Origin of the sequence: Clostridium sp. AM33-3 (assembly GCF_003480315.1) — a bacterium.
In the GTDB taxonomy this organism is placed as follows: Bacteria; Bacillota; Clostridia; order Lachnospirales; family Lachnospiraceae; genus Brotaphodocola.
The window spans coordinates 133291-146689 of record NZ_QUIV01000004.1 but is presented as its reverse complement, the minus strand read 5'-3'; the positions used below and the strand labels follow the sequence as shown (position 1 = coordinate 146689).

Annotated in this window: 11 protein-coding genes and 1 riboswitch; of the genes, 2 read left to right on the top strand and 9 right to left on the bottom strand. The window is 49.1% G+C overall.

What is annotated here, in order from left to right; all coding sequences use genetic code 11:
• Positions 1-22: 22 nt before the first annotated feature.
• Positions 23-712 (bottom strand): LrgB family protein, encoded by a 690-nt coding sequence (locus DW819_RS03835; RefSeq protein WP_118732150.1) that lies wholly within the window; start codon positions 710-712, stop codon positions 23-25.
• Positions 709-1095: a CidA/LrgA family protein gene (locus DW819_RS03830; protein WP_118732149.1), complete on the bottom strand. Its 387-nt coding sequence runs from the start codon at positions 1093-1095 to the stop codon at positions 709-711. The genes DW819_RS03835 and DW819_RS03830 overlap by 4 nt, the downstream gene beginning before the upstream one ends.
• A gap of 177 nt (positions 1096-1272) precedes the next feature.
• On the opposite strand from DW819_RS03830, the gene DW819_RS03825 reads away from it, so the two are divergent.
• Entirely contained in the window at positions 1273-2034 is a 762-nt protein-coding gene (locus tag DW819_RS03825; RefSeq protein WP_182432558.1) for a GNAT family N-acetyltransferase, read from the top strand.
• 12 nt (positions 2035-2046) lie between these two features.
• On the opposite strand, the gene DW819_RS03820 is transcribed toward DW819_RS03825, so the two are convergent.
• A complete protein-coding gene (locus tag DW819_RS03820) occupies positions 2047-2883 on the bottom strand; it encodes an Mrp/NBP35 family ATP-binding protein (RefSeq protein WP_118732147.1) in 837 nt (278 codons plus the stop codon).
• Between the two features lie 227 nt (positions 2884-3110).
• Here DW819_RS03820 and DW819_RS03815 point away from each other — a divergent pair, with 227 nt between their 5' ends.
• Positions 3111-3830, top strand: a complete 720-nt coding sequence (locus DW819_RS03815; protein ID WP_118732146.1) for a GTP pyrophosphokinase family protein — start codon at positions 3111-3113, stop codon at positions 3828-3830.
• Between the two features lie 581 nt (positions 3831-4411).
• Here DW819_RS03815 and DW819_RS03810 read toward each other — a convergent pair.
• From DW819_RS03810 to ppdK, 6 genes are all read right to left on the bottom strand, one after another.
• Positions 4412-4987, bottom strand: a complete 576-nt coding sequence (locus tag DW819_RS03810) for a folate family ECF transporter S component (protein ID WP_118732145.1) — start codon at positions 4985-4987, stop codon at positions 4412-4414.
• A gap of 56 nt (positions 4988-5043) precedes the next feature.
• Positions 5044-5146: riboswitch (THF riboswitch) on the bottom strand.
• Between the two features lie 24 nt (positions 5147-5170).
• Complete coding sequence (locus tag DW819_RS03805; protein WP_118732144.1) at positions 5171-6526, bottom strand: MATE family efflux transporter; 1356 nt, start codon at positions 6524-6526, stop codon at positions 5171-5173.
• Positions 6527-6551: 25 nt separating this feature from the next.
• On the bottom strand, positions 6552-8063 hold the full coding sequence (gene yfcC / locus DW819_RS03800; RefSeq protein ID WP_118732143.1) for a putative basic amino acid antiporter YfcC: 1512 nt from the start codon (positions 8061-8063) through the stop codon (positions 6552-6554).
• A 124-nt stretch (positions 8064-8187) separates the two neighbouring features.
• Positions 8188-10170 carry a diguanylate cyclase gene (locus tag DW819_RS03795; protein WP_118732142.1) on the bottom strand — a complete coding sequence of 661 codons (1983 nt, stop codon included), beginning with the start codon at positions 10168-10170 and terminating at the stop codon, positions 8188-8190.
• Between the two features lie 7 nt (positions 10171-10177).
• Positions 10178-10534 (bottom strand): Hpt domain-containing protein, encoded by a 357-nt coding sequence (locus DW819_RS03790; RefSeq protein ID WP_118732141.1) that lies wholly within the window; start codon positions 10532-10534, stop codon positions 10178-10180.
• Between the two features lie 179 nt (positions 10535-10713).
• The gene (ppdK, locus tag DW819_RS03785; protein WP_118732140.1) at positions 10714-13341 is read right to left on the bottom strand and encodes a pyruvate, phosphate dikinase; all 2628 of its coding nucleotides are present in this window, start codon (positions 13339-13341) and stop codon (positions 10714-10716) included.
• Positions 13342-13399 lie beyond the last annotated feature (58 nt).

Below are 13399 nucleotides of genomic sequence, written 5' to 3'. Positions count from 1 at the left end.
CTGTCCAGCATTTTTTACCATGTCAGATCAGTCCGGAAACCAGCGGCACCACAATGACTGTCATGAGACCTGCCACAGCAATGGAAAGACTGCTCATTGCTCCCTCGACCTCGCCAAGCTCCAAAGCCTTGGCTGTTCCGATCGCGTGAGCGGAGGTTCCCAGTGCCAGACCCCGGGCGATCGGCTCACGGATTTTCAGAATCTGAAAGAGCAGATCTGCGATGATATTTCCGAAAATGCCCGTAATGATAATGCAGACTACTGTGATAGTCACAATACCACCGGCCTCTTCACTTACGCCCATGCCGATTGCCGTGGTAATGGACTTCGGAAGGAAGGAAACATAGTGGATGTGTTCTACGCCAAACAACGTACACAGGAGAAAAATGCTGCCTGCGCTGGCTGCCACACCCGATGTAATGGCCACGATCACAGAAAGGAAATTCTTTTTTAACAGTTCCAGCTGTTTGTACAGGGGAATGGCCAGACAGACAGTGGACGGTGTCAGCAGATAGCTGATGTATTTTGCACTGTTATTATAGGAAGCATAATCCACATGCAAAAGCTTCAGCACCGCGATCACAATGACCACAGAAACCAGAAGCGGGTTTAATATAGCCCATCCCACCTTCTTTTTGATCCATACCCCTGTCAGATATGCAGCCAGGCTGATCACAAAGCCAAAATAAAGAGATTCCTGTAAAAAGCTCATACTGTTTCCTCCTCTCCCGCACCTTTCGCGTCTTTCTTTTTCAGGACAGCAACCATCAGCTCAGTCACCTTTCCGGTCACACCCATGACCACCAGTGTAGAAACCAGGCAGGTCACGATCAGCGGAACCAGGATGGCCTTCATTTCATCGTAGCTCTCGATCAGTCCGACCGATGCCGGAATGAACAGGATCGGCATGATATCCAGAAGGAAATTACCGGTTGCCTCAATATCCTCCAGCTTTAGAAGTCCTGTACAGAGCAGGATCAGAAGCAGGAACAGTCCATATACACCGGCCGGAACCGGAAGCGGCAGGATTGCATTTAAAAATTCTCCGATCATCGTAATGCCAAAGATGATCGCTGATTCTTTGATATACTTCATGATTCATCCTTTCCGGTGATGCCAGCACTGCGTCACCGTCTTATAAATTTTCGTAAACAGTACTGTATTCTACCATCAGAAACAGAAAAGTCAATGCGCATTCTTGTATTCTTTATGTTTTTTTCCTATACTGGAGCTACAGACGATCAGAAGAAAAAATCTCATCAGGAGGTCTCTATGTACCCGAAGCTTTATATTAACTCAACCAATTTGCTCACCCAAAAGCAGCAGCAGGAAATCGCGGAGCTGACAACATTTTGCCGCCATCATGACGGCATTGACCTGTCCTATCCGTCAGAGGAAGAAGATCTCGCTCATTTTCTGGCCTATCTTCCAGACGGACATCTTGCTGCCTGTCTGGCCCTGATTCCCTACGAGGATGATCTGATGGAATGCAGCGCCTTCACCCATCCGGACGATCGGCAGCAGGGCTGTTTTACCAGGCTTCTTGAAGAAGCGCTCTCCCGGCATCCGGATACCGACCTGCTGTTTGCCGTCTCAGAAAATTGTCCGGATACCTTAAAAACGCTGGAGGCCCTGGATGCAGAGAAGGGTGCGGAAGAACACATCATGGAATGCAGCCTGAGCAGTTATCCCCACAATACTGCCAGCAACGGTCTCCGCAACCACCATCCATTTTCCATTACCCGGACTTCCGGCACGGAATATGCCCTTTCCTGTTCCGGTGTCCTCTGCGGCTTTGCCTCAGCTGAACCAGTCAGTGCCGACACGGTCTGCCTGCACCATGTGGAAATTGTCCCGGAATACCGCAACCGGGGATATGGAACAGCTTTTCTCCTGTTGCTCCTCCCGGCTCTTTCCAAAGAAGGCTTTCAGAAGGCTGTCCTCCAGGTATCCGGAGATAATGCCGCCGCCATTGCACTGTACAAAAAAACAGGGTTCTCTGTCACGAAAACCCTGTCCTACTACTTCTATTAAATGAAGAACAACTTACAGCTCCATGGCCTTTTCTGCAGCCAGATCAAACCAGTCTCTCTCCAGATACTCGATGGTGCCGTTGTCCACATGCTCGGCAACCTTCGGGTCGATCGGGAGTTTTGCCAGCACCGGAATGTTGTACTCCCTGGCAATTTCATCAATATGGCTTTCACCAAATACAGAAATCTTCTTGCCGCAGTCCGGGCACTCCAGGTAGCTCATGTTCTCTACCAGACCGATGATCGGAATGTTCATCTTCTGTGCCATCTTCACGGCCTTTGCCACGATCATGGAAACCAGCTCCTGCGGAGAGGTCACGATGATGATGCCATTCACCGGAAGGGACTGGAATACGGTTAACGGAACGTCACCGGTTCCCGGCGGCATATCCACAAACATATAGTCTACGTCTTCCCAGAGAGTCTCATTCCAGAACTGCTTCACTGCGCCTGCAATGACCGGACCTCTCCAGATGACCGGATCGGTATCATTGTCCAATAAGAGGTTGGCAGACATAATGTCGATACCCAGCGCAGAAGTTGCCGGAATCATCAGGTTGTCCTTGGTCATCATGACCATATTGTTATTCAGCCCAAACGCCTTGGGAATAGACGGACCGGTAATATCTGCATCCAGGATTGCTGTGTGTTTTCCCTTGCTGTTCATCTTCACTGCCATCATGGCAGTTACCAGGGATTTTCCTACACCGCCTTTACCGCTGACAACACCGATTACCTTCTTCACACTGCTTGCCGGGTTTAACGGCTCTAAAAAGCTTGTCTGCTCTGCTGTGCGGCTGCTGCAGGATTCGCCACAGGTACTGCAGTTATGGGTACAATTTTCGCTCATGTAAATTCCTCCAGTTTCTAATACATTTCATACATGTAAGCATACCACATTTTTCAGGAAAACAAAACCCTTGTATACAAAAATATCCTGTATCATGCAGCCTGTATCATGTGACTTCAAAAATATACCTTGTGTGAGCATCAAAATCTGTTATAATATAGTTAATAATCTTACAATATTCCACTGTTTTCAGAAATATCGCACAAAAGCAACGAGGTATCTACAAAATGAATATGAATATGAACCCAAACAGTGAGCTGGTCCAGTCCGCTGTCAATGTCCCGAATCTTGTTCAGGTTCCGGACGCCCTCATCAGCCAGGCCAGAGAATTCCAGCAGGCCATGATGATGTACACCTGCGCCATCCGCGAGGTAAAAACCAAGCTGGAAGTTTTAAATGACGAGCTCTCCATAAAAAACCAGAGAAATCCCATCGAGATGATCAAATCCCGTGTCAAAAAACCCATCAGCATCGTGGAAAAGCTGCAGCGGAGAAACCTTCCGGTCACTCTGGAATCCATGGTGAACAATCTGGACGATGTAGCCGGTATCCGCGTCATCTGCTCCTTCGTCGATGACATCTATTCCGTTGCAAACATGCTGGTCAGCCAGGATGACATCACCGTCATTGCCATTAAGGACTATATCAAGAACCCAAAGCCCAACGGCTATCGCAGCTACCATCTCATCATTGAGATTCCGGTTTTCTTCTCCGAGGAGAAAAAGAATCTGCGGGTGGAGGTCCAGATCCGCACCATCGCCATGGATTTCTGGGCAAGCCTGGATCATCAGTTAAAATACAAAAAGGATATCGGAGCCGCTGCCGATGAGATCAGTGAGGATCTGCGCCAGTGCGCCGAAGTCATCGCCGCCACCGACCAGCACATGCTCCAGATCCGGAAGCGCATTGAGGAGCAAAGCACAAAACAACACAAATTGCAATTATAGGAAAGAACGAATAAAAGTCCAGAAGAGAATAAGACCGCTTTCCTCTATTTTCACATATCGTTGTTTGCTTGCTCTCACAACACGCGTTCGCCTGCATCGGACTGCATCCGTTGCATTCGTACACGTGTGTTCAAGATACAAACACCTGATATGCTGAAAATCCCGGAAAGCGGTCTCATTCACTTCCTACTGTATTGGCTCCACTACAAAAAAGTAACTGCAGCCCATATTAACTCTTTCATAAAAAGAAAACGCAGCCAGAACGCTACTATCAGATAAAAGCCGGATTACAGGCTTTTTATCAGCAACGTTCTGGCTATGTTTATTAATGTAGAACAGCCAGTAAAGTAGAAGTTCCGGGGCGGTCATGCAGAACAAGCAGACACATTGGAATTTTCTTTGTGCGCGAGCATAGCGCCAGACCGGAGACCCTTGTCTGAGTGCGCAAAGCGCACGAGTTTGGGTCGCAGGTCTGGCAATAGGCGGCGGAACGCACGAAGTACAAAATTCCACTCAGTGTCTGCGGTTCTGTATGACCGCCCCGGAACTTCGGACCTTATTTGGTTTTATGAAGCAAATTTTTATAGTGCAGCCCGTTTCCGTCCCACGGTTTTGAGCAGCCGGAATACTCCGGATGCTTCGAGAGTCTTTCCGATGGTATAAAACAGAATGGAATTGACAGGCCACATCATAATGTTTTTGAATACCCGCATCGGCAGAAGCGCCATAAATGCTTTTCCATACAGCATGCTCAGCCACAGGGTTCCGAGAAGCATATTGCAGATGATGGATACGGTCAGTTCTGCCGCCAGCACCCGCCAAAAACTGATCGGACGCTTATAGAGAAAACAGCCGTAAAGAACACCGCCCACCATGGCGCTGATGGTGAAACCAGGGAAAAAGGCTCCGGTCGGGCGAATGATGTATTTTAAAATATCAAGAGCTCCGCCGAACAGACCGCCTGCCACAGGACCGAACAGGTAGTATACAAACTGATTCGCAATAGTGGAAAAGCCAATCTTCAAATAGTCTCCCAGCACCAGGGTAAAATACCCCAGTACTACCGAAATAGCTGCAAACATGGCCATGACTGTGACCGTATTCACATGCTTGAATTCTTCCATGGAATCCCTGAACAAAGCTGTAAATTTCTTCATAAAAAATTACCTCCTTTGCAGAATTCTCAACTACAAAGGAGATAATATATCCTCTTCGCAGCGGGATGCGATCCGTGTACCGCGAAACCAGGCGGCTTCTTCGTCCTGCCGGCAACTCCCTGTCCAGCTGGCACTTAACGCACACAGATCTACTCTGCTTTCTGTATTTTATTTTGTGTGCTACTATAACACAGTTTTTTTCTCCTGTAAAGAAGAATATTTCCGCATTTTGTAAAAATAATACGGAATCAGTGGAATCAGCGCAGAAACCCAGGCTGCCGGATCTGACAGGCAGGTACTCACATATCCACCGCCCAGACGTAATACCAGCATAACCACCGCGCCTCTTGCCAGCAGTTCAAACACACCGCCCAGCATCGGCACCAGTCCATAGCCCATGCCCTGCAGCGCATTCCGGTAGAGGAAAATGCTGCCAAGAAATGGATAAGCCCAGGAAACAGCCATAAAATACCGGTCTGCCGCATCAATGACCAGCTTCTGGGAACCATCCACAAAGATCAGCATGAGCTCTTTGGCGCAGAAATGAATGATCAGAAACGATACCGCTGCTGAGATCAGAATCATGATCTGCGTATTCTTCACGCCCTGATGCACCCGGTCCATTTTGCCTGCCCCGCGGTTCTGTCCCACGAATGTCGCGATGGTGGCACCAAAGGCAATGAAAATGCTATTGATCATATTTTGCAGCTTTCCCGCTGCTGCATAGCCCGCAATGTAATCTGCTCCGAACACATTGATAGCACTCTGTACAATGATGGTTCCGATGGCGGTAATGGAAAACTGCAGTCCCATTGGCACACCGATAGAAAGAAGCCTCCGGCTCATGGAAAAGTCAAACCGGAAATCAACCTTCTGAAGCTTTAGGATATCAAATTTCCAGACGATATAGCCAAGGCACAGGAGCGCGGAGATTCCCTGAGCTATAACGGTCGCGTAGGCACATCCCTCCACCCCCATGTGGAACCGGACAATAAAAAGGACATCCAACCCCGCGTTGATCACGGCGGAAATGATCAGAAAATAAAGTGGTGACCGGCCATCTCCCAGTGCCCGCAGCACAGCGGCAAAGGCATTGTAGGCCGCTGTCACACACAGACCTGCATAAATAATGCTCATATAAGCTGCAGTTGGAGTCAGAATCTCATCAGGTGTGTTCATCAGCCGGAGGACCGGTACGTTGAATATCATGAGTCCTGCCGTCATTACAACCACAAAAGCTACACACAGATAGACAGACATTGCCACGTAACGGCGCATCTGTTTATAGTCCCCTGCACCAAAGCACTGGGCTACCATAATGGAAAAGCCGCTGGTGATACCCTGCAGCCATCCGGTAACCAGAAAAATCAAAGATGTGGTACTTCCGATGGCCGCCAGTGCTTCCACACCAATATAACGGCCGGCCACCACAGAATCCACCAGATTGTAAAACTGCTGGAAAATATTCCCGAGAAACGTCGGGATCATAAAGGCCAGTATCAGACGTACGGGATTTCCCCTGGTCATATCATTTGTCATGCCGAATAGCTCCTGTCATTTCCGATTAGGACAGTCCGATCATCATGGCAACAATTACAGCAATAGATGCGAATACAAACAGGAAGCCCTGGAACTTAATCTGGAACTTTGCCCACTGTCCCCATTCCAGCTTTGCTGCTGCCAGCGCGCCGAGAAGGCATCCACTGGTCGGAACAATAAAGTTAGTGAATGCGTCACCAAGCTGGTATGCCAGAACAGCCACCTGCCGTTCTACCCCAACCAGGTCTGCCAGCGGAGCCATGATCGGCATCGTCAGGGCTGCCTGGCCGGAACCGGATACCACGAAGAAGTTAAAGACAGACTGGAACACATACATCAGCCATGCAGAGATCACCGGCGGGAAGTTCTTCATGCCATTGCTGATGGTATACAGAATGGTATTCAGTACGGTTCCGTCAGTCGCGCTGGTACCGCCCAGAATGATGATGATTCCCTGTGCCATACCTACGCACATGGCCGCACCGAGAAGGTCTGCCGCACCATGGTCAAAGGCCCGCGGAATGTCGTTGATCTGCATGCCGTTTAAGTGGAAGATCAGACCGATGATACCGGAAACAAGACCCATAACAAAGAACTGGGAAGCGATCTCCGGAATGTAGTAGCCCTGGGTTACTACGCCCCAGATGGTCCAGATCATGCAGATCAGGATGGTCAGAAGCACCAGCTTATGTCCAAATGTAAACGGAATATCTGCCTTGCCGTTCTTCTCAAAGTCCTCTCGGTATTCCTGATCAGACTCATATGCAACGGAGAGCTTCGGATTTTTTTTCACCTTTGCCGCGTAACGCATGGTGAACACACAGGTAAGTGCAGTGAAGATGATCCATAACGGGATACGGAACCATGCGCCTGACATAACCGGGATTCCGGCAATACCCTGGGCCACTGCCAGGCCGAACGGGTTCTGCCAGGAGGTACCAAATCCAATCTGGGTAGCCACATAGCTGCACATGATGCCAACTACCGCATCATACCCCATGGCAATGAACATTGGTACCAGGATCATAACGAACGGAATGGCTTCCTCTCCCATGCCGAACACAGCACCGCCCAGGGAAAACAGTACGGTGAGAATCGGCACCAGAAAGATTTCCTTGCCGTTTGTCATGCTGATGACGCGCATGATACCGCCCTCCACCGCGCCGGTTCTCAGCACGATACCGAATGATCCGCCAACAACCAGGATAAACGCAATGATACCGACTGCGGTGCCATTTTTATTTCCGGTTGTCAGACCCTCAAATACATAATTTAAAATACCCTGACCGCCAAAGTCTTCCGTACCGAAGATCGGCGCAACTTTTGTCACCCTGTTTCCATTCTCATCCAGAACATACTCAAAGCTGTCCGGATCCAGAACGGTTCTGGTCTTTTCCTCTCCGTTCATGGTGTAGGTGATTTCTTTTGTCTCATATTTACCCAGCGGGATAAACATGGTCAGGATTGCTGCAAACAGAATTACACCAAAAATGATGATGTACGTATGCGGCATCTGAAACTTCTTTTTCTTTTCCATTTGTAGTTCCCCTTCATTTTCAATAATATAGTCAACGAGTCGCAACAAAAAATTATAACATAACGCAAAGAAATTGTAAATGACGGGATCACTGTCTCTATCCCCCGTCTCTATACCTTCACCGCTAATCCCGTGTCGCTCCATGCGGAGGAGTATAATAAACATGGATCTTATCCTGGATCTCCTCCAGGCATTCCAGCAGCAGCGGATTAAACACGCCGCATTCTCCATCCAGGATCATGCGCATAGCCACGTCGTGCGAATACGCGTTTTTGTATACACGAGGGCTCACCAGCGCATCGTACACATCGACGATCGAAACCACCTGGGCTACGATTGGAATTTCTTCACCTTTTAGTCCATCCGGGTAACCCATTCCGTCATAGCGTTCATGGTGCCAGCGGCAGATCTGGCACGCGATCTTTACAATGGCTTCATTCTGATAGACCGTCATATGCTTCAGCATGGTAGCTCCTATCAGCGTGTGGGTCTTCATGATCTCAAATTCTTCTGCTGTCAGTTTTCCCTGCTTGTTCAGAATCTTTTCATCAATACCGATCTTTCCGATATCATGAAGCGCAGACGCCGTTGCGATGAGCTCTCTGTCTGCCCTGGAGAAATGATACTGTTTCGTTTTCTGCACCAGGCGTTCCAGAAGCAGATTTGTCAGCTGGTTGATGTGGGAAACGTGAAGTCCGCTCTCCCCGTTACGGAACTCCACGATCTGGCTTAAGATGGCTACCATGATGCGGTTATTCTTCTCTTTCTCATAAATCTGGCTGGTAACCAGCCTGATCAGGCGGCGCTGCTTTGCATACAGCTTAATGGTGTTAAAAACACGTTGAAATACCACCTTGGCATCAAAGGGCCTACTGATATAGTCGGATACGCCAAGCTCATAGGCTTTCCGAATGTAAGATTCTGAATTTTCACTGGAAATCATGATGACCGGCACCTCCTCGATCCAGTGGTTCCTGGTCATATATTCCAGCACCTCAAATCCATTCATTCCCGGCATCACGATATCCAGCAGGATCAGTGCAATCCCGGTTCCGTACTGTTCCAGCACAGATATGCTCTGTTCTCCGTTCTCCGCCTCCAGAATACGAAAATCTGAATGCAGCATCTCCGAAAGAATCTCCCGGTTCAGCGCGGAATCATCTACGATAAGGATCTGCTGCTTGATATTGTTCTGCACTTCTTCGGCCTGGCCTTGCTGCTGAGTCTCTTCCCTGCTTCCGGCTGTGACTACCATATTTTTCCGGTTCTTTGCCCGGTACATGAGCTTATCTGCCCGGACAGCCGCATCCTCTACCGTTTCTGTTCCGTCCATCAGAACACCGCCTGTACTGACAGAAAGATTCAGCTGCGTATAGCCCGGAACCTCTGACTCATGGATTTTCTGTTTTATCCTCTGAAGGAATTCCTCAAACTCCTCGCGGCTGATGTCCGGCATCAGAAGAAGGAATTCATCTCCACCATAGCGGATCAGAGAATCCGCATCACGGATGCAGCTGCGGATTATCAGCACTATCGTTTTGAGAACTGCATCACCGGCATCATGGCCGCAGGTATCGTTATAGAGCTTGAAATCATCCAGATCGATCATGGCGATGCCACCCTTCTGGACAGAAGTCTTGATCTTGTCCTCGTAATAACGGCGGTTATAAGCTCCCGTCAGCGCATCGATATAGAGCTCGTCGTGATAGCTGGTAAGACGGTTCAGAAGTTTCTCCCGGCCTTCCGCATCGATCAGAAGCTCTCCATCCATACGGCGTACCAGCTCCATCACACAAGGCTTTCCATCTACTTCCACAAAACAGGCTGTCACCTCAAACAGTTCATTTCCTTTATACTCCAGCTTGGTCCGCTGTTTCCGGTCCTGATAGACCTTTCTGGAAATACAGTTTTCACAGGGTTCGTTCTTCTTCCAATACTCATAGCAGCTGCAATGTTCCATTTTGCCGGTCTGGTATTCTTTGTCTTCATTGCTTCCAGACAAACGAAGGTCTCCGGCATCCAGGAGACGTACAACCGTAAAGATTTTCCGGTACAGCTGCATCCGCTCCTCTGCCTGCTGCCCCGTCATTTTATAAGGTGAATTCATATGCAGCTCATGCCTCCGCTTCCAGCTGCCGGATTACGTCTGTTAACTGCTCGTAGCATGTGGTAAGTTCCGAAAATAAGCGGTCTCCGCCATTGATATCCCTGCCGCGAAGGTCTTCCGTCATGGCCGCACTGATCTCATACAGGCGGTCAAACCCCAGATTCAGACAAACTCCCTTTAACGTATGAGCCGCACGAAATGCACGTTCTGCGTCACGTGCCTCCAGCGCCTCACTTAATTCTGCGTAGCTTGGATCTTTTAAAAACTTCAGTGCAAAGCGCTTCACCAGCGCCTCGCTACCAAATCTGCCTAATATGCTCTCATAATTGGATCCGATTTTCTCATAACACTCTTTTGTTGTCATTCTTTTCCCTCTGATTGATTTTATTATTTGTATCTGCTGTCTTCGCAAGTAACAGTATATATGCAGTGTAGCACAATTCATTTCTGATTTCCACTAGGAATAACGCAGTTACGCAAAAAGAGACCGCATTGAGGAACAAATGCGGTCTCTGAAACATTATGCTGTTAAATTACAAATTATTATTTCTGGGCAATTGCAGCCTGTGCTGCTGCCAGTCTTGCGATCGGCACACGATACGGTGAGCAGGATACATAATCCAGACCGATCTTGTTGCAGAACTCTACGGAAGACGGATCTCCGCCGTGCTCGCCACAGATACCGATGTGCAAATCCGGGTTAGCGGACTTGCCAAGCTTAATAGCCATCTCCATCAGCTTGCCGACACCGGTCTGATCCAGTTTTGCAAACGGATCGTTCTCGTAGATCTTAGCATCGTAGTATGCACCTAAGAACTTGCCTGCATCATCACGGGAGAAGCCAAAAGTCATCTGGGTCAGATCGTTGGTACCGAAGCAGAAGAAGTCAGCCTCTTTTGCGATCTCGTCTGCAGTCAGGGCTGCTCTCGGGATCTCGATCATGGTACCTACATGGTACTTCAGATCAGATGCTGCTGCTGCGATTTCTGCGTCAGCAGTCTCAACAACGGTCTTCTTGCAGTATTTTAACTCTTTAACGTCGCCAATAAGCGGGATCATGATCTCCGGAACGATATTCCAATCCGGATGAGCAGCTTTCACTTTGATTGCTGCACGGATCACAGCCTTGGTCTGCATCACAGCGATCTCCGGGTAGGTAACAGCCAGACGGCAGCCACGATGACCCATCATCGGGTTGAACTCATGCAGGGACTCGCAGATTGCCTTAATCTCTGCAACGGTCTTACCTTTTGCCTTAGCCAGCTTCTCAATGTCAGCTTCCTCAGTCGGAACGAACTCATGTAACGGCGGATCCAGGAAACGGATGGTTACAGGGTTGCCCTCCATAGCCTCATAGAGCTGCTCGAAATCGCCCTGCTGTAACGGAAGGATCTTCTCCAGAGCTTCTTCTCTTTCTTCTACGGTATCGGAGCAGATCATCTCACGGAATGCCTCGATACGGTCGCCCTCGAAGAACATATGCTCGGTACGGCAAAGGCCAATTCCTTCTGCGCCAAGCTCACGAGCCTTCTGTGCATCGTGCGGGGTATCTGCGTTGGTGCGTACGGACATGGTTCTGTACTCATCAGCCCAGGCCATGATACGTCCGAACTCACCTGCAATGGTTGCCTCTACAGTCGGGATTGCTCCATCATATACACAGCCGGTAGAACCATCGAAGGAGATAACGTCGCCCTCATGGTACTCTTTGCCATGTAAGGTAAATTTCTTATTTTCTTCATCCATGATGATATCGCCGCAGCCGGATACACAGCATGCGCCCATGCCACGTGCAACAACTGCTGCATGAGAGGTCATACCACCACGAACAGTCAGGATACCCTGGGAAGCTTTCATTCCGGTGATATCCTCCGGTGAAGTCTCAAGACGGACCAGAACTACCTTCTCGCCTCTCTCTGCCCACTCTACTGCGTCATCTGCAGTGAATACGATCTTACCACAGGCTGCGCCAGGAGCCGCGCCCAGAGCCTTTGCGATCGGGGTAGCTGCCTTTAATGCTTTCTGGTCGAAGGTCGGATGCAGTAAGGAATCCAGGTTACGCGGGTCGATCATAGCGACTGCCTCTTCCGGAGTTCTCATGCCCTCATCTACCAGGTCACAGGCAATCTTTAATGCTGCCTGAGCAGTTCTCTTGCCGTTACGGGTCTGCAGCATGTAAAGCTTTCCATGCTCTACGGTAAACTCCATATCCTGCATGTCTCTGTAGTGATCCTCCAGAGTCTTACATACCTTTTCGAAATCAGCGTAAGCCTGCGGGAACTTCTCTGCCATCTCCTGGATGTGCATCGGAGTGCGGACACCAGCTACTACGTCCTCGCCCTGTGCGTTGGTTAAGAACTCACCGAACAGTCCCTTTGCGCCGGTTGCCGGGTCACGGGTAAATGCAACACCGGTACCGCAGTCATCACCCATGTTACCAAATGCCATGGACTGTACGTTTACAGCAGTACCCCAGGAATACGGGATATCGTTGTCACGACGGTAAACGTTTGCACGCGGGTTGTCCCAGGAACGGAACACAGCTTTGATAGCGCCCATTAACTGCTCCTTCGGATCATCCGGGAAGTCTGCGCCGATCTTATTCTTGTACTCAGCCTTGAACTGGTTAGCCAGCTCTTTTAAATCATCTGCGTCCAGCTCAACGTCAAGCTTAACGCCTTTTTTCTCTTTCATCTGGTCGATGAGAGCCTCAAAATATTTCTTGCCGACTTCCATTACGACGTCGGAATACATCTGAATGAATCTTCTGTAGCAGTCCCAAGCCCAACGAGCATTGCCGGATTTCTCAGCAATTACGTTTACTACTTCCTCGTTTAAGCCCAAATTTAAGATGGTGTCCATCATACCAGGCATGGAAGCGCGTGCGCCGGAACGTACAGAAACAAGAAGCGGGTTTTCAAGATCGCCGAATTTCTTTCCGGTAATCTCTTCCATCTTTACGATATACTCGTTGATCTGGCCCTGGATCTCGTCATTGATCTCGCGGCCATCCTCATAGTACTGTGTGCAGGCCTCTGTTGTAATGGTGAAGCCCTGCGGTACCGGAAGACCGATATTTGTCATCTCAGCCAGGTTTGCGCCTTTACCACCGAGAAGATTTCTCATGGTAGCGTCACCCTCTGTAAATAAGTACACCCACTTTTTAGCCATTGGTTTATTCCTCCTCAACTTATGCAGACTCACGTCTACGCTTTTGCTCCGTCTTGTA